Consider the following 25190-nt stretch of genomic DNA (forward strand, 5'->3'; position numbering starts at 1 on the left):
CCGCTTCCGCGAACGCCGGGGATATTCTTTGGCGTTGACTTTTGGCACGCTGTTGAGTTCTCAAGGAACGGACGCTTCCTTTGAGACCCTTTCACCGGTCTCTCCGGGCGTTTCGCTTCTTCGTTTTGTTCGGCTCGCTGCCGACTCCGAGAACATTACACGGGTCGGGGCGCAGCACAAAATCGGGGCCCCGCGGAGGTTTGAAACGGCCTCGGGCCCGCTCCGAGGAGCGGGCCCGAGGGGGTGAATCGTGCTGGTTCGCCTACTTCTTGGCGGGTTCCGGCACCTCGCTCATGCGGTGCGCGGTGGCGTCCGGCTCGGCGGCCGGGGTCGCGTCGTTGGTGAACGCGATGCCGTACAGGGTCGGGACGGCGTCGGCGGTGCCGGCCAGCTCGACCTTGTATTGCAGGTACCGGGACGCGCCGCCGATCGGGCCGTCGGCCGCGACTTCGTGCCACGGCGTCCAGGTGGCGTCCGGTGCGGTGGTGCTGCCGGTGCGGACCGACACCTTGAGGGACGTGCCCTTGGGGAGGTCGGCCTGCCAGCTCGCCTGGATCCACTTCACCATCTTGGTGGCATCGAGGACCTGCGACGTGTAGCTGCCGGCGGTCTTGCGTTCGCCGTCCTTCACCTGCTTGATGCGCAGCGGGATCCGGTCGGTGGCGGTGTCGCGGGCGCCGACCTGCATCGGTGGGAGCTTGGCCTTCACCTCGGCGACCTGTTGGCCGTCGACGAGGAACCGGACGGTGCCGCCATCACGCACGATGCTGTAGCGGTGCGGGGCGCCGTTCCAGGTCCCGTCGATCTTCTTGTCCTGGCGGTTCTTGTTGCCGGGTTCGACGACGAGGGCGTGCAGGGCGCCGTCGCGCCATTCGAAGGTGGCGGCGGGTCCGGCGACGGGTTCGCCCCAACCGGCGTTCTGGGCGGCGGGGCCGTCGAAGACCGCGTCGAAGTCGAGGCGGCGGTTCGAGGTCGGGGCGAGGCCGGAGCCGGCCGCGCTGCCGTCCAGGGTGAGGGCGCCGTCGGTGACCTTGGTCTTGCCGTTCGGCGAGATCGGGACCTGGCCCCACGGGCCGGATCCGGTGCCGTCGGCGAAGTCCTGGGCGGCTTGGCTGCCCAGGGTGAGCGCGCCCGCGGTGTCGTCGACGACGGTGCCGCCGTCCCGGGTGCCGGTGGCGAAGGTCGGTCCGGTGTGTTCGCTGACGCCGTACTTCGGCATGTCGAAGCGGGCGGTGTCGGCTTTCTTGCCGGACCAGGTGGTCTCGTTGCCCGCGGCGTCCTTGGAGACGAGCTTGAAGGCGTAGGACTGGCCGGGGACGAGTCCGTTGATCGTCACCTTGTGCGTGGTGGTCGGCTCGCTGTCGTCCGCGGCGACGGTCATGGCGTTGGGGCCCTGGCCGACGAGCACCTTGGAGGTGGCGGGCTTGTCGGTCTTCCAGGTGAGGACGGCGCTGCCGTCCGGCCACGGCACGGCGCCCTGGTCGGTGATCTTCGGGGCCTTCTTGTCGGCCTTGGGTGTGGTGAACTGCGCGGGCTTCTGTGCCGGGTCCGGTGCGATGGTGCGGCGGCCTCCGGCGTCGACGGAGGTGACCCGGTAGTAGTAGGTGGTGTCGGGCTTGAGTCCGCCGACGGTGACCTGGTGGGTGCCGGCGTTCTCGCCGATCACCCGGGCCGGGGCCAGGGCGTCGGGCTTGGTGCCGAGCGCGACCTCGGTGGTGGAGCCGGTGTCGGTGGTCCACGAGAAGGCCGCGGTGCCGTCCGGCTTGGGTGTGGCGGTCAGGGTGCTCACCTGAGGTGCGGTGCCCGGCGCCGGGGCGGCGGCGGGCTGCTGCGGCGCGGTCGTCTTCAGCAGGGTGGTGGCCTGCAGCGGGGCGGCGCCGGGTGCGGCGTACGTGGCGGTGTAGGCGCCGGTGGTGCCGGCGAAGACCGCGTACTCGATGCCCTTGACGGTCTTCTTGCTGAAGGCGACCGGGACGCCGGCCTTGGTGAGGCCGGTGAGAGTGGTGCCTCCTGCGCCCGCGGTCGGGAGCATCGTCATGAGGTTCGCGGCGGCGGCGTTGGCGTTGACCGTGAAGGTGACGTTGTTGCCGGAGCGGGTCAGGTTGGCGATCGACGACTGGTTGCGGCCGTCGGTCCATTCCAGGAGCTGCTTTGCGGTGATGACCGGGACGTTCTTGGCCTTGGCCGCGGCGATGACGGCGTCCTGGATGGCGGTCTGGTCGACGGTGTCGCAGCCGCCGTTGGTGTTGGCCAGGCGCGCGTCGAGGTGGTTGTTGAGGGTGATCGCGGCGTAGAAGCCCTGTGGGCCTTGGGCGCCATCGACCATGGTGTTGAACTGCGTCGGGTAGGTCTGGCAGAACTCGTCGTGGAGCTGGGTCGTCGCCTGGTAGACGTCGATCATGCTGCCGTTGACGTCGGTGAAGCGCATCGGCATGCCGGAGCCGGTGTAGTAGCCGGGCGCGTTCTGCATCATGGGCGAGCCGTACGAGTTCGTCCACGAGCCGGGCAGGTAGTAGTAGTTGGTGTCGAGGCGGATGCCGAACGAGGACTCCACGGTGGCGTTCGTGCTGTAGTCCGGCCACGTCATGCAGTGGGTTCGGCTGGTGGTCGGCAGGTAGCCGTAGCCGTTCTGGAAGTCGTCGAGGCTGGCCTGGAAGTCGTTGGTCAGCGTCGAGGTGATGACGGACTGCGAGGAGCCCGGGTTGATGCCGATGCAACCGCCGTTCTCGGCGATGTGGCGGCCGACTTCGTAGCCCTGGCCCTTCCAGTTGTTGACCGCGGACGAGGTGGCGTCGCCCGAGGCGTCCCAGATGTAGAAGGTGCCGCGCATGCAGCGCCAGTCCTTGACGTACTGGGGTGCGGTGACGGCGTTGGCGCAGGCCGGGTCGCTGTTCGCGTTGTACTTGGTGACGCGGTAGGTGATGCCGGTCTGCGGCGAGTTGTGGTGGTCGCCGGTGGAGACGAGGACGACGGGGTTGAGGTCCGGCGTCGCGGATCCGGCTTTGCCCTGGAAGTACCAGAAGCGGGGCACGGGGGCCTTCTCGCGGTTGACGAGTTCGATCGCGTTGGCGAGGAGCCGCTGCTGTTCGTCGGCCTGCGGGATCTGGACGCGGTTCAGGTCGACCCAGTCCCGGTAGAACATGTCGGTCGAGCGCAGGTTGTCGGTCAGGGTGTCGTGTTCCTGGCCGGCCTGGGCCGGGTTGCCCTGCCGGGTCGTGGCGACCGAGCGGGCGAGGTCGTAGGCGAAGGAGGTGACGGTGCCGCTGCCGACGGTGCGCTGGGTGACCGCGGGCTTGCCGATGCCGGCCGGGTCGGCGGCGCCGTTGCGCTTGAAGAGTTCGGCGACGACGGTGGTGCCGGGCGCGGGCGTCCACTGGTCGGCGCCGCCGTGGTACTGCAGGGCGGTGGCGGCGTAGATGCCGGCGCCGGGGCCGGTGGTGTCCTGGATCTTCAGGTAGGCGTCGCTGAGTACGCCGGTGTTGCCGCTGAGGCCGGTGAGGGCGGACAGGGTGGCGCGCGGCCGCATCGTGACGAGGTTGCCGCCGTTGTTCACCCAGGTGGTCAGGGCGGTGACGAGGGCGGGGTTCGGGTCGAGGTCGCCGAGGATGACCGTGGTGTATTTGGCCAGTTCGGTGGCGTCGACGGCGCCGATGTCCTTGGTGGTGAAGGCGTTGAGGCCTTCGGCGCGAAGAATTTCGCTGTAGTAGCAGGCGTAGGGGTTGGCGTTGGCCGTGACCACCAGGATCGGGCCGGTGTTCGGCGACGAGCAGGGGGCCGGGGGCGGTGCGGCGCCGGTGGTGAAGGTCCACGTGGTGCCGGAGGTGGTGTTGCCCGCGAGGTCCTGGAAGGCGCCGAGGGTGACGGTGTAGGCCGTCGAGTAGGCGAGCGCGGCGCTCGGCTGGATGACGGCCTGGGTGGGCTGGTTCGGGTCGTCGAACTGGACGGTCGCCGGGACCGGGGTGCTGCCTTGCTTGAGCGTGAAGGTGACCGAGGTCGGCTTCACCGGCTCGCTGAGGGTGACGCTCGGCTGCATCGCGATTGGGACGCCGGTCGCGTTGGGCGTGGGCTGCTGTGCGGTGACGGTCGGCGGCGTGGTGTCGGTGCCGTCGGTGTCGAACAGGACGTCGACCCAGTAGTTGCTGTCGTCGAACGTGTCGGTCGGGTACGTGGTGCTGCTGGAGTACTTGTAGACGCCGTTGGGTGCGCTACCGGTGCTCGCGGGTGCGGTGATCTTGGCGTTGCCCGCGGACTGGCCGGAGAAGAAGCCGTTCGCGTAGGCGTAGTTGCCGCTCATCGTGTGGTACGAGGCGATGTAGTCGGTGTTGGCCGTGACCGCGACCGGGTTGGGCAGGGTGACGGTCTTCCACCCGGAGCCGCTGAGGTTGGTGACGTTGTCGACGCCGGACATGCGTGTTCCGGCGGTGTTCCACAGGCTGACCGTGAACGGGCCGGTGTTGGCGTTGCTCTTGTAGAACTTGACCGCCCGGATGAAGCCGTTCTGCGTGGGCCGGAAGCGGACGCCGAGTTCGTTCGGCGAGTTGTCGTTGTCCGGGGTGGCGACGGCTTCGTTGCCGGTGAAGATGCTGAACGTGGTGGTCGACGGCGGGGTCGCGGCGGTGGTGAAGGTCCAGGTGACCGGGGCCATGGTGTTGCCCGCGGTGTCCTTGGCACCGCTGACGGTCGCGGTGTAGGCGGTCGACAGGGCGAGGTTCGCACTCGGTGTGAAGGTCGCGGTGCGGGTGCCGGTGTCGTAGGTCGGGGTGCCGGTGACCGCGGTGTTGTCGGCCTTCTTGACGCTCCACGTGACGGTGGCGGCCTGGACGGCTTCGCTGAACGTCGCGCCGAGGCTGGAGTTGATCGGCACGGCGGTGGCGTTGTTCGCCGGGTTCGTCGCGGTGACGGTCGGCGCGGTGGCGTCGACACCCGGCTGGAAGATCGGGTCGACCCAGTAGTTGCTGCCGTTCCAGGTGTTGTTGGGCATGACGCCGCCGCCGGAGCCCGCCTGGTAGACGCCGTTGCCCTGCGCGCCGGTGGCGGGTGCGGTGAGCTGCTCGCTGTCGAAGGCGGTGTTGAAGAACCCGGTGGTGGCCGTGTAGCGGCCGTTGGGGGCCAGGTAGGAGGCGATGTACGTGCTGCCCGTGGTCACGTTGACCGGGGCGGAGAACAGCGCCTGCTGCCAGCCGGACGCGGATTCGCCGCCGAAGGTGACCTCGGCGAGCTTGCTGCCGGTGCCCGCGTCCCACAGGTAGCCCTTGTGGATGCCGGTGTTGGCGGCGTCCTTCCAGAACTTGACGCCGGTGACGGTGCCGTTGGTCTTGGGCACGAAGCGGACGCCCAGTTCCACGGAGATGGCTTCGGAGTCCGGTCCGATCCCGGGGTTGGTGGTGCCGAACAGCGAGCAGGGGCTGCACGGCGCCGCTTGTGCGGTGAGCGGCGAGAACAGCGTGAAGACGAGGGCGGCCACGGCCGCCAGGGCGGTGGTCACGGTGGAGAGCGCGGCGGTCTTGCGGCGGCGCGTTCGCGGGCGGAGCCCGGTCAGGAAGGCGAGCCGCGGGCGGAGCCCGGTCAGGAAGGCGATGGGCGATCGCAGGGATCGCCGGTGTGGCGGCGCGTGGCGGCGTGCCATGAGTGAGGTTCTCCTCGCATGGAAGTTCGACATGGGGTGAAGGCGGGGTGCCTCGTGTGAGGCACCCCGCCCGGTGGCGTACGAGCCGGGTCCGCCGGACCCGTGGCGAGCCCGGTCAGCTCGTGAACGTCACGTCCACCCAGTAGTTGCTGGCGCTCCAGGTGTCGGTCGGGAATCCGCCGCCGGAGGCCGCCTTGAAGACGCCGTTGCCGCCGTCGGCTCCGTCCGCGAGGGCCTTGACCGGGCCGGTGCCGGCCTGGTTGGCGAGCCCGCTGTCGTCGGAGGCGTAGTGGCCGCCGGGCGCGTAGTACGACGCGACGTAGGTGGTGCCCGCGGTGACCGGCACCGGGGCGGCGAACGTGACTTGCTGCCATCCGGTGGCGGTTTCGCCGCTGAACGTCGCGGTGGCCAGCAGGGTGCCGGTGGCCGACCAGAGGTGGGCCACGTGGGTGCCCGAGTTGCCGGTGCCCTTGTAGAAACGAATGCCGGTGATGCTGCCGCTGACGTCGGTGCGGAACTTGACGCCGACTTCGATCGGTATGGCCTCGGGGTCGGCCGGAGTTCCCGGCACGGTGGTTGCGGGCCAGATGGTGCACGGCGCGCAGGTCGGCGGCGGGGTGCTGCCGGCCGTGGTGAACGTCCAGGTCACGGCGTTCATGGCGGTGCCGTTGGTGTCCTTGGCGCCGCTGACCTTGGCGGTGTAGGCGGTGCCGGCGGTGAGCGCGGCGCTCGGGGTGAACGTCGCGGTCTTGGTGGCGCTGTCGTACGTCGCGGTGCCGGTGACCGCGGTGTTGTCGGGCTTCGTGACGTTCCACGCGATGGTCGCGGGTTGGACGTCCTTGTCGAAGGTGGCGGTCACGGTGGTGCCGGTGGCGACGCCGGTGGCTCCGGCGGCGGGGGTCTTGCCGGTGACCGCGGGTCCGACGGGCGGCGGGGTGGAGTTGGTCGTGAAGACCACGTCGACCCAGAAGTTCGCGGAGTTCCACGTCGCGTTCGGGAAGCCACCGCCGCTGCGGTAGACGCCGTTGCCGCCGGACGAGCCGCTCGCGAGCGCGGTGAGCGGGGCCCGGGTGTAGGCGTTGGCGAAGTAGTTCTCGTCGCCCGCGTACCGGCCGTTGGGGGCGAGGTAGGAGGCGATGTAGGTGGTGTTGGCGGTCACCGCGACGGGCGTGGAGAAATTGACCTGCTGCCAGCCGCTGGTGGATTCGCTGGTGAAGGTGGCCTCGGCGAGCTTGGTGCCGGACGAGGACCACAGGTGGCCGACGTGGGTGCCGGTGTTCTCGGCGAACTTGTAGTAGCGGACGCCGGTGATGTAGCCGTCCCGGTCGGGCTTGAACTTGACGCCGAGTTCGACCGCGGTGGATTCGGGGTCGGGCCCGCCGGCGGGAGTGGTGCCGTCCGGCCAGATGGTGCACGGGCAGGTGACGGGCGGCGGCGGGACGTTGGTGGCGACGGTGACGTTCACGCCGGCGCCGGGCGTCTCGGTGCGCACGCTGTCGTCGGTGGCCCGGGACTTGATGGTGAGGGGCCCGTTGGTGGTCGGGGTGAACGTGTAGGTCCACGAGGTGCGGCCGTTGGCCGGGTGCCACGTGGCGCCGCCGTCGACGGACACCTCGACGCCCGCGACCTGGCCGCCGACGTCGCTCGCCGTGCCGGTCACCGTGAAAGCCTGGTTGACCTGGACGCCCTGCCCGGCGACCGGGGTGGTGATGGTCGAGGTGGGCGGGGTGGTGTCGGTGGACGCGGTGGGCGCGGTCATGCCGGTCATCAGCGTGCCGGGCTGGACGCCCATGTCCGCGAACAGGTTGAGCGTCGCCTGCTGAACGGCCGTGTCCACGCTGCCGGTTCCGGTGGTGCGGGTGTTGTCCAGGCCCCACGCGTACTGGATGGTGCCGGCGCCGAAGACGAGTGCGCCGCTGGGCGCCCGGTACATGACCAGGTGGTGGGTGGCGGAGCCGTCGGCGTAGCTCGAGCCGTAGTCCTGCAGCATCTGGCCGGACTGCGTGGTGGTGGACAGCCGGATCAGGCCCGCCGGGCGGGCCGCGTTCTCGGTGTCGACGTCCCATTCGTAGCCGAGCAGGCCGCTGCCGAGGGTGGTCGTGGCGCCCGCGGCGAGGGTCGCGGCGCGGGTGTTGCGCCAGAGCCGCATCTTGCCGTCGGCCGCGTTGACCGTCATGTCGGTCGTGCAGCAGTTGGCCATGAACTGCTGGCCGCTCAGCGAGTTCTCCGGGCGGCCGCCGTCGGCGGGCGGGGAGAACCGCGGGTCGCGCCAGGTGCCGGTCCAGATGTTCGGGCCGATCGGGTCGGTCTTGGCGTCGTCGTGGGTTTCCTTGTACGTCGTCAGCGTGCGGTAGGGCGCGCCTTCGGCGTTCATCCCGCCGTTCTCCCAACGCGTCTTCCAGAACATCTCGTTGCCGGAGAAGAACGCGAGGTTGACGCCGGCGTCGCGGGCCGCCTCGACGTTGGTGCGCTGTTCGGCGGACCAGTACTCGTCGTGGCCGACGGACAGGAAGACCTTGTGGTTCTTGATGAGTTGGCCGCGGCGGGCGGAGTCCACGTTGGTGGTGTACGAGACGTCGTACCCGTTGCGCTCCAGGAAGCGGATCATCGGGTACTCGGCGTTGAACAGCCAGTCCTCGGGGTTGTCGCCGCGCGTGGTGAACGGCCGGTTGTAGCTCACCTTGTAGGCGCGGCCCGCGGGCTGCCCGACGTACAGGTCGTTTCCGCCGTAGGCGTTGTAGGCCTGCCACGTGGAGTCGGAGGCCTGCATGAACATCTTCGACGTGGAGGCGTCGTTGCGGACGACGAACGCGATGTGGCTGGCGCCGGTGGTTCCGTCGGTACGCACCAACTTGGCGATGTAGTAGCCGGATACGGCATCCGACGGCACGGCCCAGGACGCCGACTCGGCCCAGTTGCCGCAGTCGACGAGGCCGGTCGTGGAGTTGTCCGTGTTGCAGTCCGGCTGGTTCTGCGGAAGCGGCACGGAGGGGGTCACGCTGGTGATCTTGCGAGCGCCGTTGCCGCCGTAGTAGCCGAGCCGGTAGATGTCGAGCCGGTAGGCGTTGGCGGGCGTGTCGACCTTGAAGTGCACGGTCTCGCCGACGTTGATGCTGATCTCGGTGGCGTAGCCCTGGATCGACGACGATCCGGAGCCCGTAACGTCCCACGTGGCGCGGGCTGTTCCGGTTTTGCTGTTCTCGCACACGATCGGGTTGACGACCGGCGCGTCGCACGGCCCGGCGCTCGCGCGCGAAGCCGAGGGCAGCACGAACGCCATGGCGGCGAGCAGCCCGAACAGCGCCAGATAGACCGGTGATACGGCACGGTTCCGCCGTCGCAACCGGGTGGATCCGGGCGGTTTCCCCGGAATGTGCGGTGTGAGACGGCGTGTTGCCGCGGAATGCATGATGGCGACCCCTACCCCATAGGACCCGGGCGGTTCCTCTCCCCTGGAACACCGCACCGGGCCGCCTGCCGGCGTCCCCCGCGGGTCCCTATTCCGTCGGGGGTGAGCGTCGTCGGCAGATGCCTGGGCACAGTGTTGCGCAAGAAACTCGCCGATGTGGGGGTTTCGGGCCTGTTGCCAGAGCCATTACCCCGTAAGGGTGTGGGCTTTTCGCACAAGCGTCCGGGCATGATCGGCACGCGGAGAGGCGGCGCACCGGTTGGTCGACGGGCCTTGTCCGAGGCCGGAATTGCGGTCGCTTTGTCGCCGGGTTGGCCGACCTTCCCCCGGCACCGCGGACCGCTGGGTAGCATGCCTGCACCGGACCGGCCGACGTCGTGGGGGCGCAAGGTCGCCGGTCGCAACGATGCGCTGGGGGGCTGCATGAAAGTCGTGATCACCGGCGGCGCCGGATTCATCGGATCGAACCTCGCCCGGGTGCTGGTGGCCGCGCCGGAAATCGACGAGGTCGTGGTGGTGGACGACCTGTCCACGGGATCGCTCGCCAACCTGGCCGGGGTCGCCGCCACGGTGCACGTCGGGACTTTTCTCGACGTGGAGTTGATGGACAAGGCGTGCGACGGCGCTTCCGCGATCGTGCACTTGGGGGCACTGCCGTCGGTGCCGCGTTCGGTCGAGGACCCGCTGGCCAGCCACCACGCGAACGCGACGGGCACGCTGATGGTGCTGGAGGCCGCGCGTCGGGCCGGCAACGCCCATGTGGTGGCCGCGTCTTCGTCGTCGGTGTACGGCGGGAACCCGGTGCTGCCGAAGCGCGAGGACCTGCGGACGATGCCGCTGAGCCCGTACGCGGTCAGCAAATTGGCCACCGAGTCGTACCTGCTGGCCTACGGGCACTGCTACGACCTGCCCGTGCTGCCGTTCCGGTTCTTCAACGTCTTCGGGCCGCTGCAGCCCGCCGATCACGCGTACGCCGCGGTGATTCCGCGGTTCATCGACGCCGCGCTCGCCGGGCGCCCGCTGACCGTGCACGGCGACGGCGAGCAGACCCGCGATTTCACCAACGTGGCCACGGTGTGCGGGGTGTTGGCGGACGCGGTGCTGCGCCGGGTGACGAACGACGGCCCGGTCAACCTGGCGCTGGGCACCCGGACGTCGCTGAACGCGCTGATCGCGCTGCTGGCGGACGTGCTCGGGCATCCCGTCGACGTCACGCACGTGGCGCCGCGCGCGGGCGACGTGCGCGACTCGCAGGCGGACAGCGCGGAGCTGCGCCGGCTGTTCCCGGACGCGCCCGCCGTGGAGCTGAGAGACGGTCTCGCCGAGACGGTGGCCTGGTTCCGTTCGCGGCAAGCGTCCTGAGGCGGGCTCGGCCGTGCAGACGGGCTTAGCCGTGCAAACGGGCTTGGCTGTGCAGACGGGCTTGGCCGGGCGGCAGGGCTCAGCCGGGCACCGGCTCTCGACCGGGCGGCGGCGCTCAGGCGGGCAGCGGCCGGGCCGGGGAGCCGATCACGACGGTGCCGGGGGCGACATCGCGGGTGACCACCGCGCCGGCGCCGACGAACGCCCCTTCGCCGATCGTGCGGCCTTGCAGGACCACGGCGTTGCTGCCGACCGTCGACCCGGCACGGAGGTGCACGTTGCCGGACACGTTCGCGCCCGGATAGACGGTCGCGCGGGCGTCGAGGACGGCGTCGTGCCCGACGGTGGCGTTGTAGTGCACCTGGCTGTGCGGGCCGATCGTGATGCTGCTCGACACGTGGGCGTTGGCGAGCACGAGGCAGCCTTCGGCGATGCGCGTGTCGGGGGCGACGACGGCGCGCGGGTGGATCAGCGTGACGGGGAGCAGGCCTTGCGCGTCCAGGAGGGCGGCGAGGCGGAGGCGTACCTCGGGATTGGCGATGCCGATCAGGTAGCTGCTCCCCCGGGGCGCCTCGTCGGGCCGCATGACCGGCAGTCCGCGGACCTTGCCGCCCGCGGCGGCGTCATCGAGGAACGCTTCGACGGGCACGCCCGCGGCAATCGCGGCGTCGAGGGCTTCGCGGCCGACGCCGCCCGCCCCCGCGATGTACAGCGGGCCCGCTCCCGGGGCGCCGGCGAGGTGGCGGGGATCGACGGCGCCGGATCCGGCGCTGGGGAACGACATGCGCTCATCCTGCCGTGCGGCGGGCGGGGATGCGGGCGATGACCCGCGACCGCGCCGGAGCGTGGCTCCGGTGGCCCGGCGTACGGCGACGACTGAGGCGGTACCGCGCGGCACGTGCGGGGCTGCTGGGAGTGACAGTGCGGCTTGACACGGGGAACTTCTCCCTTTCGCGGCTGGATTTGCTCGGCGCCGTCACGGTGGCCGCGGTCGGCGTGTGGACGCTGGTCGCCGCGGCGGGACGGCCGTCGAGCCCGGAGAACTTCCTGCTCGGGTTGCTGACGGTGGCGGCGGCCTACGCGGTGGGGCGCATCGCGGGCGAGCGGTCGGCCTACGGCGCGTGTGCGGCCGTGGCGGGCGCGGTCGCGGTGGTATTCCTGATGTCGCCGGATGCGCTGTCAGGCCATGCGCTCGCCGAGCCGCTCGGTTACGGCAACGCCAACGGCGCTTTGGCCACGCAGGCCGTGGGTGCCGCCTGCTTGGCCGCTCTGGCCGCGCCCAACGAGCGGCGGCGTGGCGAAATGCATCTGCTGGCCGGGCTGTTGGTGCTGGGTGCGTTCGCGACGAAGTCGGTGGCGGCGGCGCTGGGCGGGGTGGCGATCCTGGTGATCGGCCTGACGGCAACGGCGGCGCGGAGGCGCGGCACGCTGGTGGTCGCGGGTGCGGTGTGCGTAGCGGCGATGGCCTTGGGCACCGTGTATTTGGGCGGCGACAAGGTGCAGCACATGTCCGGGGTGCGGCTGACGGCCGAGGAGGGCCTGACCCAGCGGCGGTTGGACGTGTGGCACGACGCGCTCACGCTCGCGGCGGCCAATCCGGTGCGCGGCACCGGGCCGGGCACGTTCGTCGCGAACAGCCCCACGGCGCGGGCGGATTCCGATACCCAGGCAGCGCATTCGCTGTGGCTGCGGCAGGCGGCCGAGCAGGGGTATCCGGGGCTGGCGGCGATGGTGGCGCTGGTGGGGTGGGCCTTCGTGCGGCTGTGGCGGTCCCGGCAGGATCCGGCGATCGTAGCCGTCGGGGCGGTGACACTGACCGCGTTCGCCGTGCAGGCGTCGATGGACTACGTGGCCGAGTTCGGCGGGGTGCTGATCGCGCTCGGCGTGGTGCTCGGCGTGGGGACGGCGGTACCGGACCCGGTGCTGGAGAAGGGGATTCGCTGACCTGCCGCGGGGCCGGTGCACGGCCCCGCGGCGGTCGGCGCGCACACGTGACGACTTACGACGCTTCTTCGGCCGGGATCGGTTCGTGCCGCACCCGCTGCGCCGCCGCGTGGCGTTCGGCCTGCGCCGGGATCTGCACCGGAATGGGGAACCCGGGGTTCACTCCGCCCGCGCCGGTGATGCCCTGCGGCTTGAGCAGCACGCCGACGGTGCGGAACAGGATCCGCAGGTCGAGCCGGTAGCTGCGGTTGCGCACGTAGTACAGGTCGTACTCGATCCGCGCCGGCCAGCTGAGCGCGTTGCGGCCCTGGACCTGCGCCCAGCCGGTCAGTCCGGGGCGCACGTCCAGGCGGCCGCGTTGCCGCGGCGTGTAGTGCGCGACCTGTTCGGGCAGCGTGGGGCGCGGGCCGATGACCGCCATGTCGCCGAGCAGGACGTTGATCAGCTGCGGGAGTTCGTCCATGCTCGTAGTGCGCAGGATCTGCCCGACTTTGCTGACCCGGTCGGCGTCCGGCTCGTCGGGATAGCGCGGATGGCGCATGGTGCGGAACTTGAGAATCCGGAAGTCACGCCCGTGCAGACCGCTGCGGGTCTGGCGGAAGAGGACGGGTCCGCCCATGGTGACGCGGATCAGGACGGCGATCACGAGCATCGCCGGGCCGAGCAGCAACAGCGTCAGCGCGGCGACCGCGACGTCGAAGACCCTGCGCATCATGCCGTGCCCCCTCCCCTGTCGTGCTTCTGCGGATGGCTGGTGGAAACGGTCCGGGTCTCCCAGCGGAGTCCCTTGCGGCGGGCGACGGCCCGGTAGGTGTCGATCGAGGTGGCGGCGACGCGCCGCTGGTCGAACTCGGCGAGCGCGCGGGCGCGTCCGTGTGTGGCGAGCCGGGCTCGCAGCTCGGGGTCGCCGAGCATGCGGTCCATCGCGCGGGCGAGGGCCGCGGGGTCGCCGGGCGGGACGAGCAGCAGGTGCTCGTCGTGCGTGCCGATCTCGCGGCAGCCGCGGATGTCGGTCAGCACCATCGGCACGCCGCTCGCGGCGGCCTCCATCGCGGAGCGCGAGAAGCCTTCGCGGTGGGAGGGCAGGACGAACAGGTCGAGGGCCGCGTAGACGTCGGGCATGTCCGAGCGGCCGCCGAGGTATTCGACGTGCGCGGCGGCGTCGTTGTAGGCGTCGGGCTTGTCGGGGTCCTCGGGGCCGATCCAGACGAAGCGGGCGTCGCCCTGCCCCTGGCGTACCAGCTCCCCCACGGCTTCCTGGTACTCCGCGATGCCCTTTTCCGCGACGCGTCGTCCCACGCCGCCGACCAGCAGCTCGCCGTCCTCGACCCCGAGTTCCTTGCGGATCCGGGCGCGGGCGTCCGGGTCGGGGCGGAAGCGCGAGAGGTCGGTGCCGTTGCCGACGACGCGGGAGCGCCAGGCGGGCACCGCGCGGGCGAGGGTCCGGTGGTCGGTGGCGTTCTGGTACAGCTCGGCGTGCGAGGCACGGGCCGCGACGCTCTCCGCGCCGAGCACGAACGCCTTGCGCGGCCACGGGTCGCCGGGGCGGATCCACAAGCCGTGGCAGGTGTTGACGACGACCGGGATGCCGACCGCGCGGCCGATGAGGCGGCCGAGGACGCCGGTCTTCGGGTTGTGCGTGTGCAGGACGTCGAGGTCCAGGTCGCGCAGCCGGGCGGCGAGTTCGCGAGCCGCCGCGGCGTCGCGGGCGAGATCCCACGATCGGGTGAGCGCGTCGAGCGGGACGTGGGTGACGCCCAGGGCCTCGACCTCGGGGACGTACGGGCCGCCCGCGCTCAGCCCGAACACCTCGAAACCGGCGGCCACGTCGACCTGCAGCTCGGTGCGGAGCAGCAGCGCGAGGCTCATGTCGACGGTGGTGAGGTGCGCGACGCGCAGCGGGCGGCCGCCGGGACCGGTGGGGACGAGCAGCCCGGCCGGCAGGTACTCGGGCGCGGGCGGCGCCGGGTGTGCGGTGTCAGGCACGGGCACCTGCCCGTTTGCCGAGGGTGACGACGCGGGCGTACGCACGTTCGGGTCCGAGGTCGCCGCTGAGCTTCGCGCGGAAGAAGGCAGTGGGGTCGGTGCGGCGTACCGGGACGCGGTGCAGGCGTATGCGGTCGGTGCCGGGCAGGTTGCGGCCGAGGAGTCCGGTGGCGGCGCTGCGGAAGCGGCGGCGGAGCTGGTGCTCCATGGCCGGGACGGGGACGCCCCAGGTGTAGGCGAAGTGGTCGGGGCGTATGCCCAGCCGGTCGTCGATGTCGTCGGAGGCGGCGTCGAGTTCGGCTTCGGTCAGGTGTTCGGGACGGGCGTGCGACCGCGTGTGGTTGCCGACGGTGAGGAGGCCGCTCGCGTGCATCTCGGCGAGCTGCTCCCAGGTGAGCGCCGCGGCGCCGGCGCTGGTGCCGGTGGAGCCTTCCCAGCGCATTTCGCCGCCGACCATGCCGGTGGCGAGGTACAGGGCGAAGGGGAACTTGCGGTCGCGCAGGTGCGGCCAGGCGTTGTCGTACACGTCGGCGAACCCGTCGTCGAACGTGAGGACGACGGAGGGCGTGCGGTCGTGGCCGTCGAGGCGGTCGAGCGCGGTGTCGAGCGGGACGACGGTGCCCGGGTGCAGGTCGGCAAGCACATCGAGCTGCTCGACGAACCGGTCGGTGGGCAGGTCCAGTTCGTCGCGGGTACCGCCGCCGACCCGGTGGTAGATGAGTGCGGTGGTCCCGGCGGCGGGCCGACTGCCCGCCACGGCGGCGAGTCCGCGCTTGAGCGTGGCGCGGACGCCGTCGCCGCCGATCGCGGGGCTCATCGGGCGGGCTCGCGGCGGGGTGATGCCGGTGCGGTCGACTCGCTGTGCTCACTCACGTGCTGGTGCCCCCTGCGGATCGTCACGGTGCGGTGGTTCGGCGCCGGCTTCGGCGACGGCTCGGCGGGATCCGGAGACACGGGGGGCACGGCGAGATGGCGCGGCGGCCGGACTCCGGCCCGGCGGACTTTGCGCGGGCAGGAGTGATCCGCGGGCGTTCAACGGCCCGCCGCCGACGGTGCGTCCGGGGCCGGCCGCGGAGCCGCGGCCGTCCTCGGTCCCGTGCGGACGACACCCCGGTCGCGGCGCACGGATAATTCCGCCCCCACCATGAGACCCCAGCGTCTCTCGGCCCCGGCGTGAGCAGTGCCGAGGCGCGGTCGTGAGCCGCGTCCCGATGCTCCCCCACCCGGACACAGCTCCCTCGCGAGTCAGCCTAGAGCCCCGCAAGCCGCCCCGCGGGCGGTTTCACGGGATTTCCGGAAGTGCGGTGCGGAAAAGGCGAATCGGGTGGGGGGATGCGGACCAGGGATCCGTGGTTGGCATCGGGGGTGTGCGGTGGGGGAGCAGGCCACGGGGCCGGAGGGGGGTCGGCTGGGCGGGGAACAGCGAGGCGCGAAAGCTGTGCGGGCGTAGGGGTTGAGACCCGAGGTGTTTTTCGGCGGTGATCGCGTCCACGGGCACCAGGCGCGGCGGGCGGTCGCAGGCAGGCGGGTCTGCGTGTCGCCGGGGGTGGGCCGTGCGGTGTTGTGAATCAAGGCGATCGGAGCCGGCGGGCGTGGTGTTGACGAGGCCCGCACGGCGGTAGCCGCAAGTCTCGTCGGCAAGCGCGCCGGGTTGTCCCCAGGTGGGCCCGCCGCGGCCGCGCACACCCCCCGTCGCGTCCACAGCAATTCGCAACCGGCTGACGGCGTCTCTCGTCCGTTGTTACCGTGCGGGTGGGGAGGACTCCGCCGGGGTGGCGGGGCCGGGTGGGGATCGGGTAGGGGCGAATCGTGCGAGCGGACGTGCGCGCAAAACTGCGGGGCGGCGGGGATCTGGTCATGCGCCGGTCTCCCGCGCAGTGGTGGTTCGGGAGCCGGGCGGTCGGGCGGCTGGCCGTGCTCGGGTACCACGGGGTCGAGGATCCCGCGGGCTTTGCCCGGCAGTTGGACCGGCTGCTGCGGATCGCTCGGCCCGTGTCGTTGGACGACGTGGAGATGGCCGTCGCGACGCGTCGGCCGCTGCCCGGGCGCGCGGTGCTGATCACCTTCGACGACGGCGAGCGCAGCGTTTACGAGCATGGGCTGCCCTTGCTGCAGGAACGCGGCGTCCCCGCGGTCGCGTTCGTGATCCCGTCGCTGCTCGACACCGACACGCCGTTCTGGTGGCACGAGGTCGAACGCCTCGTCGCGGCCGACGCCGGCGACGGCCGGACCGCCGCGCAGTGGCTGCGGCATCTCAAGCAGGTGCCCGACGCCGAGCGCCTCGCCGCGATCGCCGGGCTCCGCGACGGGCACGAACCTGTCCGCCAAACGCAGTTGACCACCGCCGAAGTCCGCGCGCTCGACGCGGGCGGCGTCCGGGTGGAGAACCACTCGCTCACCCACCCGCTGCTCGACCGCTGCTCCGACGCCGACGTACGCGCCGAAATCACCGTGGCACACGATGCGTTGGCCAAGATCCTGGGTCGGGCCCCGCAGTCGTTCGCGTACCCGAACGGCAACTTCGACGTCCGCGCCGAACGGGTGCTGGACGAGTTGGGCTACCGGTCCGCGTTCCTGTTCGATCATCGGCTGTCGCCGCGAGTGCCGGACCACGGCCTGCGGATCTCGCGGCTGCGGGTCGCCACGTCGACGCCGCCCGACCGGTTCGAGACGATCCTGTCCGGGCTGCACCCCGCCGTGCACGGGTTGCGAGGCAAGGGATGAACGCGATGTCCGCCCGCCCGCGGCTGCTCACCGACCCCGGCGCGTTGGAGTCCCTCGTCCCGGCCTGGCGCGACCTCGCCGCCGCGACCGGGGTCGCGTACTTCGGCACGCCGGACTGGGTGCTCGCCTGGCTCGCCGCATTCGGCGACGATCCGCAGCAGCGCGGAGCGCGGGTGGCCGTGTGGGACGGCCCCGACGGACGGCTCGACGCCGTCGTCCCGCTGCTCGCCACCCGGCAGGCCCTGCATCCTCGGCTGCCGTCCGGGGCACGCTGCCTCACCGTGCTCGGCGCCGGGGCCGGCGCCGCCGACCACTGCGGGTTCGCGGTCGCGCCCGCGCGCGCCGACGACGTGCGGGCGTGGTTCGGCGCACTCGCCCAGCGGTCGACGCTGTGGCTGCCCAACCTCGACTCGGAGACCGGCGCTGCGTACATCCCGCCCGGGGCGCGGCTGGTGGAGCGCACCGCGTGTCCGACCATGCCCGCCGACCCGGAAGCCATCGGCTCGGCGCGGTTCCGCAAGGATCTTCGGTACTACGCCCGGCGGTTGGCCGCGGAGGGCGTCCGGTTCCGGTTCGTGCCGCCCGGCGCGATGGACGAGAAGCTGTTCGACGCCTTGCTCGGCCTGCACGCGCGGCGGCAGGAGACGCTCGGCCGCGCGACGACGTTCGATGCCGCGCGCAAGCCGTTCCACCTGGCGCTCATCGGCCGCGGCGCACCGGGGCGCGGCCCCTGCGCGATGGTCGCGGAGGGTCCGGACGGGCCGGTGGGGATCCTCTACGGGTTCCTCTGGCAGGGCACCTTCTCGTACTACCAGACCGGTTGGGATCCGGCGTTCGCCCGGCTGAGCCTGGGGACCGTCCTGGTCGCCGAGACCGTCGCGGCGGTGCGGGCCGAGGGCGCGGACGTGTTCGATTTCCTGCGCGGTGCGGAGGAGTACAAGTACCGGTTCGGCGCCGTCGACCGGCACGACACGACATGGCTGGCCGGCCGGGGCCTGTCCGGGCTGCTGCTCGGCGGGCGGGTGCGGGCGAAGGAGCTGCGGACCCGGCGTGCGGCGGGGCGCGGCCCGGTCGGCGCCGTCGGCTCGGTGGAGGGGTGAGCGCGAAATGACCGCCGTGGAAGAGTCCGGCGCGGATGCGGTGCGGGGACGGCTGCCGAGCGTGAGCGTGGTGGTGCCGTCGTACAACTACGCGCGCTATCTGCCGAACAACGTGGGGTCGCTGCTGGAGCAGCAGGGCGTCGACGTGCGGGTGCTGGTCCTCGACGACGCGTCGACGGACGAGACGCCCGATGTGGGGGCGGATCTGGCGCGCGATCCGCGGGTCACGTACGAGCGGCACAAGGTCAACAAGGGCCATATCGCGACGTACAACGAGGGCCTGCTGGAGTGGGCGGACGGCGACTATTGCGTGCTGCTGTCGGCCGACGACCTGCTGCCGCAGGGCGCGCTGGGCCGGGCGACGGCGGTGATGGAGAGCCGCCCGGACGTGACGTTCGTGTACGGGAATCCCGTGCGCTTCACCAGCGGCGGTCCGCTCCCGGAGGCGCGCGGCGGCGGCCGCAGCAAGGTGTGGAACGGCGACCGGTGGATCCGCGGGGTGTTCCGCGCGGGCCGGAACCTGATCCTGTCGCCGGAGGTGGTCGCGCGGACGACGGCGCACCACGACGCGGGCGGCTACAACCCGAAGCTGCCGCATTCCGGCGACCTGGAGATGTGGCTGCGGCTGGCCCGGCGCGGTGCGGTGGGGTGGCTGCCGGACGCGGATCAGGCGTACTACCGGGTGCACGACAGCAACATGCACCACTCGCGTTTCGATGCGCGGGACCGGCTGTACCAGCTTCGGGACGGCTACGAGTCGTTCCTCGACGGCGACGGCCAGGGCCTGCCCTACGCCGGGGAGATCCGCACCGCGATGCGCCGCAAGCTCGCGCGCGGGGTGCTCCGCAAGGCCATCCGCGCGTTGGACGCCGGGGAGTCGGCGGCGGACGGCCTCACGGTGGACGAACTCCGGGAGCTGGCAGCCGAGTTGTCCGACCTGCGGGCGCTGCCGGAGTATCCGGGCTTGCGCGCCCGCATGGCGCTGGGTGCGTCGCGGTGCGGCCGGCTCGACCCGGTCACGTCGTTGGTGACGCTGCGCCGCGGCCGGGACTGGGTGCGCTGGCACGGGAACCGGGTGCGGCCGGTCTGACCTGGGGCGGAGCCGTCCCGGGTCAGGGCCCGTTCGCCCCGGCCAGGACCAGGACCAGGGTCAGGCCAGGGTCAGGAACAGCTTCTCCAACTCGGCTTCGGTCATCGGCGGGGCGTCCTTGTCCGCGGTCGCCATGCACTGCCGCATGCCGCTGGCCACGATCTTGAAGCCGGCCCGGTCGAGGGCGCGGGAGACGGCGGCGAGTTGGGTGACGACGTCCTTGCAGTCGCGGCCCGCTTCGATCATCGCGATGACGCCCGCGAGCTGGCCCTGGGCGCGGCGCAGGCGGTTCAGGACGCCTTGGACGGCGTCGTCGTCGACCTTCATCGGGTTGCCTCCTTGCGGAACTCTGACCGTCGATCTTACCCCTGGGGGTATGCGGCCGGGCAGGCCGCACACCCCCGGGGGTAGACGGGTCAGTCGTGGGAGAAGCGCACGTCCGGGAGGACGCGGCGCAGCCAGGCGGGGCTCCACCACGCGGCGCGGCCGGTGAGGCGGAGCAGGACGGGCAGCAGGACGAGCCGGACGAGGGCGGCGTCGAGCAGCACGGCGAGGCCGAGCACGATGCCCATTTCCTTGGGCGGCAGCGGCCCGGACAGGGCGAAGGTGAAGAACACCGCGACCATGACGGCGGCCGCCGCGAAGATGACGCGGCCGGAGTGGGCGAGCGCGCCGACGGTGGCCTTGCGGGCGTCGCCGGTGAGTTCGTACTGCTCCTTGGCGGCGGCAAGGAGGAACACGGTGTAGTCCATCGCGATCGCGAAGATCATGGCGAAGAAGAACACCGGCGCCCAGCCGTCGAGGAAGCCTTGCGGGGTGAAACCGAGCAGTCCCGCGCCGTGGCCGTCCTGGAAGATCAGCCGGGCCGCGCCGAACGCCGCCGCGGTGGCGAGCAGGCTGGTGACCGTCCCGAGCAGTGCGACCAGCGGGGCTTGCAGCGCGACGATCAGCAGGACGAACCCGAGGGCGAGGATCACGCCCATGACCAGCGGGGTCTTGCTGTCGAGGAGGGACTGGAGGTCGAGGTTCTCCACGGCGGCGCCGCCGACGAGGGCCTCGTCGGGGAGCGTGTCGCGGAGGCGTTCGACGGTGCCCTCGAGGGCGGGGTCGGACGGGTCGACCTTCGGCACGGCCTGGAGCAGCGTGTAGCCGGAGCCGTCGGGGGCGTTCTGGCCGGGCATGACGCCGGCGATGCCGGGGTCGCCGGCCAGGGCGGCGGCGGTGGGCGCGGCCTGCGCGGTCGGAGTGACGATCTGCAGGGCGCCGGGTGCGCCTGGGCCGAAGGCCTGCTGGACGGCGGTGTAGCCGACGCGGGCGGAGGAGTCTTCGGGGACGACGGTGATCGACGGCATCGAGGTGCGCAGGCCGATGACCGGGGCGGCGAGGGCGACGAGGATCGCCAGGGCGGGGATGCCGTAGCGCAGCGGGTGCGCCCACAGGCGTTCGCCCCACGCGGTGAAGCGCGGTGACGGGCCGGCGGTCTTGCCGCGGGTCCACGGCAGCGATCCGGCGTTGACGCGGCGGCCGAGCTTGCCGAGGACGGCGGGCAGCAGGGTGAGCGTCGCGGCGAGGACGAAGACGACGGCGAGCATGATGCCGACGGCCATCGACCGGAACGCGGGCGACGGGACGAGGGTGACGGCGGACAGGCTGACCAGCACGGTCGCGCCGGACAGCGCGACGGCCTTGCCCGCGGTGTCCATGGTCTCCGCGACGGCGCGGCGGGCATCGCCGTGTTTGGCGAGGGCGGCGCGGAAGCGGACGACGAGGAACAGCGCGTAGTCGATGCCGAGCGCGAGCGCGAACATCATGGCGAAGTTCATCGCCCAGATCGAGGTGGGCGTGAGGTGGTTGAGCAGGACCAACGCGCCCGCGGAGGCGGCGAGTCCGGCCATCGTGAGGAGCAGCGGGAGTCCGGCGGCGACGAGCGAGCCGAAGGCCAGCACGAGGATCGCGAGGGTGACCGGCCAGGACAGCATCTCGGACTTCATCATCGCGTCGTGGTTGGCGGTGTTGAAGTCGCTCCACAGGACGGACGCGCCGGTCGCGGCGACCGTGATGCCGTCGTGCGACAGGTCGGCGAGGGGCCCCTTGAGGTCGTCGGCGGCGCGCACCATGTCGTTGGCGTCGGCGCCGGCGCCGGCCAGCAGGATGGCGGTGCGGCCGTCGGGGCTGATGGTCGCGCCGGGCTGCGGCGGGACGACGTCGGCGATCCGGCTGTCGGCCTTCAGGCGCGCGGTGGCGTCGGTGAGGACCTGCTGGACGGCGGGGTCGGCGACGGGGCGGTCGCTGCTGACGACGACCTGGAGCGCGGAGGAGGCGTTGCCGCCGAAGTGCTGCTGCGCGAGTTCGCGGACGTGGACCGACTCGGAGCCGTTGGCCTGCCAGCCGGCCCCCGCGAGCGCGGACGTGACCTGCGGCGCGAACGCGCCGAGCCCGGCGACCAGGGCCAGCCACAGGACGGCCACGAGGCGGAGGTGGGCGGCGGACCAGGCGCCCAGGCGGCCGAGGAGGCCGTAGGCGGCTTCGCGGCCGGGGGTGGGCAGCGCCGGGTCGGCGGTCGGGGTGCGGTGCTTCGCGAGGGGCAACGGACTCTCCTTCGGATACCCCCGGGGGTACTGACGCCGTCGAGCATAGCCGATACCCCCACCCGTATCGCCACGTGGCATGATGAGACGACTAATACCCCATGGGGTATCGTGGTGGACGTCCGCAGCGCCGGACCCGACCGGCCACCCCGCCGACCTTGAGGAGAGCCGCATGCAGCCCGTGAAGTACGACCGCACGATCCGCCTCGACAGCGATTTCGCCACCACGGTGGCGATGGTCCGCGAGGCCTTGGCCGCCCAGGGCTTCGGCGTCCTGACCGAGATCGACGTCACCGCCACCCTGAAGGCGAAGCTCGGCGCCGAAATGGAGGACTACCTGATCCTCGGCGCCTGCAACCCGCCCCTCGCCCACCGCGCCCTCGAAGCCGACCGGACCATCGGCCTGCTCCTGCCGTGCAACGTGGTCGTCCGCCGCGACGGCACCACGACGCTGGTCCAGGCCCTCGACCCGAACGTCATGGTGACGATGACGGGGCTGGCGGAACTGGAGCCGGTGGCGTCGGAGGCGACGGCACGTCTGGATGCGGCGCTTGCGGCGCTGGAGGGCGCGAAGGGGTGAGCGAGGGTGGGTGAGGCCGGACGTCCGTGCAGTGCTCGCGGAGCGGAAACCGCCTGGACCCGGCTTGGGCTTCCGGCTTCCGGCCAGGATGCGGCCATGTCGCTGGGGTGACAGCACAAAGCCCCCGGCCTGAGCATCCAGGCCGAGGGCTTCGCCACCACACGACAGAACCGCACGACCGAACCGCACGACACAGCCGGACGACACAGCCGCACGACACAGCCGCACGACAAAACTGCACTACACGGCCGGCTACAAAGCCGCGCTACACCCCGACACCTCTCAGCCCCGCACCGCCCGCACCAGCGTGTCGACGGCCTCCCGCTGCTCCCCCTCCACCACGACCGGCCGACGCACCCGCTCGGCGCGGTCCACGCGCAGGTCGCCGAGAGCCCCCGCGACCCGCTCCGGCGTGTGCAGGATCGACGGCTCCTGCGGGCCGCCGACGCCCTCGGTCAGGTTGGTGACGTCGTGGCCGATCAACAGGAAAGTGCCGCCCGGGGCGACGGACGCCGCCGCGGCGGCGAGCACCTTGGCCATCTCCGCTTCCGGAAGGTGCAGGTAGGCGACCAGCACCAAGTCGTACGCGCCCGGCTCCGGCGTCCACGTCAGCAGGTCGGCGGTCACCCACTCCACCGCGGCGCCCTGCGCGTCGGCGAGCAGTTTGCCCTTGGCGAGTGCCGCGGCGGAGAAGTCGACGGCCGTGACGTCCCAGCCCTGCTTGGCGAGCCAGATCGCGTTGCGGCCTTCGCCCGCGGCGAGGTCGAGGGCGCGGCCCGCGGAGAGCCCGCCGGTCTCTTCGGCGACGAACCGGTTCGGTTCGGCCGACCAGACCAGTTCGGTGCCCGCGTAACGCTCGTCCCATGCCTTGGCGTCCACGTGTGACCGCCGCCTTCCGATCGTGCCGGTGTCCTGCGCCGCCGTGAAGCCGCCGGCATCCGGCGGGGGCGACCCTACGATCTTGCCTGATCCGCGGCCGCGGCCGAGCGGTAGATCCGGTCGAGTTCCGCGCCCACGGTCTCCGGCGCGAACCGCTTGCGGGCCTCGACGGCGATCCGGTGCCGGTCGTAGGCCTCGGGGGCGGCAGCCACGGCGCGCAGGGCGTCGGCGAGGGCCGCGGTGTCCTCGGACGGGACGAGGTGTCCCAGGTGCGGTTCCATCACCTCCGCATGCCCGCCCACATCGGTGGTGACGACCGGCAGCCCCGCACACCACGCTTCCAGCACGGCGACCGTGAGGTTCTCCGCGCGCGACGCCAGCACGAACGCGTCGGATGTGCCGAGCAGGCGGGCGATCTCGGGGCGCGGCAGGCGTCCGGCGAAGGTGACGACGTCGGCGATGCGGAGCCGCTCGGCCTGCTCTTCGAGCTTGGCGCGTTCGCGTCCGTCGCCGACGACGGTCAGGCGCAGCCGCGGGTCGTCGCGGGACGCGGCGGCGAAGGCGTCGAGGAGGACGTCGAAGCCCTTGGCGGGCGCGAGCCGGGCGACGGACACGAACTCGACGGTGTCGCGGCCCTCGCGGGGGCGGTCACCGGCATCGGGCAGCGCGAAGCCGGAGGCGTCGACCGGGTTGTGGATGACCTCGAAGTTCCCGCCGAGGCCGTACGACCGGATCTTGTCCTCGAGGGACCGGCAGACGGCGATCACGGTGTGCGCGTCGGCGTACAGCTCCCGCGCCCGCTTGATGCCGAGGGGGCTGGGCGGCGGCTCGGTCCAGTGGCCTTGCCACGAGGTGTGGTGCTCGGTGACCACGTAGGGCATGCCGAGGGCCTTCTTCATGGCGACCAGGTAGTGCGCCCAGTAGAAGTGCGCGTGGACGACGTCGACGGGCCCGTACTTGCCCGCGATGTAGCGGATCGCCTGCTGGTAGCGGCGCGCCATCAGGACGTGCGAGACACGGCCGAGCAGCCGCGACGGGCGCCAGCTGAAGGTCTTGATCTGGTAGTGCCGCGGGTCGTCGGGATCCTGGCCGAGGTAGTCCGCGCCCGGGACCTTCGGCCACGTCAGTTCGTCGGTGTTGGACAGCCGGATCACCTCGGCGGCGTGCCCGGCGGACTTGACCCAGTCGGTCTCCCACGGGACGCCGGGGTAGCCGACGATCATCACGATGCGCATAGGTGCCTTCCCCCACACCGGCCGGGGACTCCCCTCCCCGGCGCCGGGGCCCATCCTGCCAGGCGCGGCAGCGGAGTTCAGGCGAACTCGGGCGAACGAAGGGGTCCGTTCCGGGCGCCGGCGGACGGGGACGGCGTCAGTCGAAGTCGTATACGGTCACCGGAATGCCGCGGCCGGTCAGCCGCGCGGTGACCAGGGGCTCGACGCGTTCCCACGTGCCGCCCGCGAGCCCGCAGCCGATGCGCGGCATGTGGACGGACGCACCGAGTTCACGTGCCCGCACCGCAAGGGCTTCGAGCCCGGTATCGATCGCTTCGTAGCGGACTGGCACCCCTTTGCTGCCGGTTTTGATGCCGTGCTGACCGATCATGTTGGCGATCCACAGGAAGCGGTCGACCTGCACGAACTGCACCGCGCCCAGGGCGAAGTCGTTCTTCGCCCGCTCGCGGTGCCAACGCCGGTACGCCGCCTCGGGTTCCGGCCAGCGGCGGGACAGCGCCACCACAAAGCCCTTGCCCCAGCCGCCCTGGTCGTTGCAGACGTGCGCGATCACCTTGACGCCTTTGCCCTGCGGAGATGTGGCATCACCGCGCAGATAAGAGATCGTTTCGGTCATATCCGGAGCGTAGTCACGGGCACCGACAGTGATGTCGGGATAGGCCGATAG

17 protein-coding genes are annotated in these 25190 nt (G+C 71.7%); 6 read left to right on the forward strand and 11 right to left on the reverse strand.

Going from position 1 to position 25190, the window contains the following annotated elements; translation table 11 throughout:
• Positions 1 to 262: 262 nt before the first annotated feature.
• Positions 263 to 5626, reverse strand: a complete 5364-nt coding sequence (locus ABEA93_RS09585; RefSeq protein WP_345674948.1) for a DUF4082 domain-containing protein — start codon at positions 5624 to 5626, stop codon at positions 263 to 265.
• Positions 5627 to 5741: 115 nt separating this feature from the next.
• Positions 5742 to 8969 carry a DUF4082 domain-containing protein gene (locus ABEA93_RS09590; protein WP_345674949.1) on the reverse strand — a complete coding sequence of 1076 codons (3228 nt, stop codon included), beginning with the start codon at positions 8967 to 8969 and terminating at the stop codon, positions 5742 to 5744.
• Between the two features lie 489 nt (positions 8970 to 9458).
• Between ABEA93_RS09590 and ABEA93_RS09595 the strand changes: the two genes are divergently transcribed.
• Entirely contained in the window at positions 9459 to 10397 is a 939-nt protein-coding gene (locus ABEA93_RS09595) for an NAD-dependent epimerase/dehydratase family protein (RefSeq protein WP_345674950.1), read from the forward strand.
• A gap of 115 nt (positions 10398 to 10512) precedes the next feature.
• Here ABEA93_RS09595 and ABEA93_RS09600 read toward each other — a convergent pair whose 3' ends face one another.
• Positions 10513 to 11181, reverse strand: a complete 669-nt coding sequence (locus ABEA93_RS09600) for an acetyltransferase (protein WP_345674951.1) — start codon at positions 11179 to 11181, stop codon at positions 10513 to 10515.
• A 197-nt stretch (positions 11182 to 11378) separates the two neighbouring features.
• Here ABEA93_RS09600 and ABEA93_RS09605 point away from each other — a divergent pair, with 197 nt between their 5' ends.
• Positions 11379 to 12341 carry an O-antigen ligase family protein gene (locus tag ABEA93_RS09605; protein ID WP_345674952.1) on the forward strand — a complete coding sequence of 321 codons (963 nt, stop codon included), beginning with the start codon at positions 11379 to 11381 and terminating at the stop codon, positions 12339 to 12341.
• A 55-nt stretch (positions 12342 to 12396) separates the two neighbouring features.
• On the opposite strand, the gene ABEA93_RS09610 is transcribed toward ABEA93_RS09605, so the two are convergent.
• Genes ABEA93_RS09610 through ABEA93_RS09620 form a run of 3 tightly spaced genes read right to left on the reverse strand, consistent with a single transcriptional unit; the run spans position 12397 to position 15144 of the window.
• Entirely contained in the window at positions 12397 to 13056 is a 660-nt protein-coding gene (locus ABEA93_RS09610) for a sugar transferase (protein ID WP_345674953.1), read from the reverse strand.
• Positions 13053 to 14327, reverse strand: coding sequence for a glycosyltransferase (locus ABEA93_RS09615; RefSeq protein WP_345674954.1), 1275 nt, complete (start codon positions 14325 to 14327; stop codon positions 13053 to 13055). Before ABEA93_RS09615 ends, ABEA93_RS09610 begins: the two co-directional genes overlap by 4 nt.
• Positions 14320 to 15144 carry a polysaccharide deacetylase family protein gene (locus ABEA93_RS09620; protein ID WP_345674955.1) on the reverse strand — a complete coding sequence of 275 codons (825 nt, stop codon included), beginning with the start codon at positions 15142 to 15144 and terminating at the stop codon, positions 14320 to 14322. The genes ABEA93_RS09615 and ABEA93_RS09620 overlap by 8 nt, the downstream gene beginning before the upstream one ends.
• Before the next feature lie 1040 nt (positions 15145 to 16184).
• On the opposite strand from ABEA93_RS09620, the gene ABEA93_RS09625 reads away from it, so the two are divergent.
• The 3 genes from ABEA93_RS09625 to ABEA93_RS09635 are packed head-to-tail and all read left to right on the forward strand — an operon-like array spanning position 16185 to position 19241.
• Positions 16185 to 17051, forward strand: a complete 867-nt coding sequence (locus ABEA93_RS09625) for a polysaccharide deacetylase family protein (RefSeq protein ID WP_345674956.1) — start codon at positions 16185 to 16187, stop codon at positions 17049 to 17051.
• Positions 17052 to 17056: 5 nt separating this feature from the next.
• The gene (locus ABEA93_RS09630; protein ID WP_345674957.1) at positions 17057 to 18151 is read left to right on the forward strand and encodes a GNAT family N-acetyltransferase; all 1095 of its coding nucleotides are present in this window, start codon (positions 17057 to 17059) and stop codon (positions 18149 to 18151) included.
• A gap of 7 nt (positions 18152 to 18158) precedes the next feature.
• Positions 18159 to 19241 carry a glycosyltransferase family 2 protein gene (locus ABEA93_RS09635; protein ID WP_345674958.1) on the forward strand — a complete coding sequence of 361 codons (1083 nt, stop codon included), beginning with the start codon at positions 18159 to 18161 and terminating at the stop codon, positions 19239 to 19241.
• Between the two features lie 60 nt (positions 19242 to 19301).
• Here ABEA93_RS09635 and ABEA93_RS09640 read toward each other — a convergent pair whose 3' ends face one another.
• Together ABEA93_RS09640 and ABEA93_RS09645 are read right to left on the reverse strand one after the other, a co-directional pair.
• The gene (locus tag ABEA93_RS09640) at positions 19302 to 19568 is read right to left on the reverse strand and encodes a metal-sensitive transcriptional regulator (RefSeq protein WP_345674959.1); all 267 of its coding nucleotides are present in this window, start codon (positions 19566 to 19568) and stop codon (positions 19302 to 19304) included.
• Between the two features lie 89 nt (positions 19569 to 19657).
• Complete coding sequence (locus ABEA93_RS09645) at positions 19658 to 21829, reverse strand: MMPL family transporter (protein WP_345674960.1); 2172 nt, start codon at positions 21827 to 21829, stop codon at positions 19658 to 19660.
• A gap of 181 nt (positions 21830 to 22010) precedes the next feature.
• Between ABEA93_RS09645 and ABEA93_RS09650 the strand changes: the two genes are divergently transcribed.
• Positions 22011 to 22409 (forward strand): DUF302 domain-containing protein, encoded by a 399-nt coding sequence (locus ABEA93_RS09650; RefSeq protein ID WP_345675225.1) that lies wholly within the window; start codon positions 22011 to 22013, stop codon positions 22407 to 22409.
• Positions 22410 to 22691: 282 nt separating this feature from the next.
• On the opposite strand, the gene ABEA93_RS09655 is transcribed toward ABEA93_RS09650, so the two are convergent.
• From ABEA93_RS09655 to ABEA93_RS09665, 3 genes are all read right to left on the reverse strand, one after another.
• Positions 22692 to 23288, reverse strand: coding sequence for a class I SAM-dependent methyltransferase (locus tag ABEA93_RS09655; RefSeq protein WP_345674961.1), 597 nt, complete (start codon positions 23286 to 23288; stop codon positions 22692 to 22694).
• Positions 23289 to 23362: 74 nt separating this feature from the next.
• Positions 23363 to 24523 carry a glycosyltransferase gene (locus ABEA93_RS09660; RefSeq protein WP_345674962.1) on the reverse strand — a complete coding sequence of 387 codons (1161 nt, stop codon included), beginning with the start codon at positions 24521 to 24523 and terminating at the stop codon, positions 23363 to 23365.
• Between the two features lie 136 nt (positions 24524 to 24659).
• On the reverse strand, positions 24660 to 25139 hold the full coding sequence (locus ABEA93_RS09665) for a macro domain-containing protein (RefSeq protein ID WP_345675226.1): 480 nt from the start codon (positions 25137 to 25139) through the stop codon (positions 24660 to 24662).
• Positions 25140 to 25190 lie beyond the last annotated feature (51 nt).

The organism is Yinghuangia aomiensis (assembly GCF_039542225.1).
Taxonomy (GTDB): Bacteria; Actinomycetota; Actinomycetes; order Streptomycetales; family Streptomycetaceae; genus Yinghuangia; species Yinghuangia aomiensis.

What these genes read in the sequence shown, in the direction of transcription:
- ABEA93_RS09585 (WP_345674948.1), bottom strand. Translation starts at nt 5,626, where the DNA reads ATGGCACGCCGCCACGCGCCGCCACACCGGCGATCCCTGCGATCGCCC.
- ABEA93_RS09620 (WP_345674955.1), bottom strand. Translation starts at nt 15,144, where the DNA reads ATGAGCCCCGCGATCGGCGGCGACGGCGTCCGCGCCACGCTCAAGCGC.
- ABEA93_RS09665 (WP_345675226.1), bottom strand. Translation starts at nt 25,139, where the DNA reads ATGACCGAAACGATCTCTTATCTGCGCGGTGATGCCACATCTCCGCAG.
- ABEA93_RS09635 (WP_345674958.1), top strand. Translation starts at nt 18,159, where the DNA reads ATGACCGCCGTGGAAGAGTCCGGCGCGGATGCGGTGCGGGGACGGCTG.
- ABEA93_RS09660 (WP_345674962.1), bottom strand. Translation starts at nt 24,523, where the DNA reads ATGCGCATCGTGATGATCGTCGGCTACCCCGGCGTCCCGTGGGAGACC.
- ABEA93_RS09595 (WP_345674950.1), top strand. Translation starts at nt 9,459, where the DNA reads ATGAAAGTCGTGATCACCGGCGGCGCCGGATTCATCGGATCGAACCTC.
- ABEA93_RS09600 (WP_345674951.1), bottom strand. Translation starts at nt 11,181, where the DNA reads ATGTCGTTCCCCAGCGCCGGATCCGGCGCCGTCGATCCCCGCCACCTC.
- ABEA93_RS09625 (WP_345674956.1), top strand. Translation starts at nt 16,185, where the DNA reads ATGCGCCGGTCTCCCGCGCAGTGGTGGTTCGGGAGCCGGGCGGTCGGG.
- ABEA93_RS09610 (WP_345674953.1), bottom strand. Translation starts at nt 13,056, where the DNA reads ATGATGCGCAGGGTCTTCGACGTCGCGGTCGCCGCGCTGACGCTGTTG.
- ABEA93_RS09640 (WP_345674959.1), bottom strand. Translation starts at nt 19,568, where the DNA reads ATGAAGGTCGACGACGACGCCGTCCAAGGCGTCCTGAACCGCCTGCGC.
- ABEA93_RS09630 (WP_345674957.1), top strand. Translation starts at nt 17,057, where the DNA reads ATGTCCGCCCGCCCGCGGCTGCTCACCGACCCCGGCGCGTTGGAGTCC.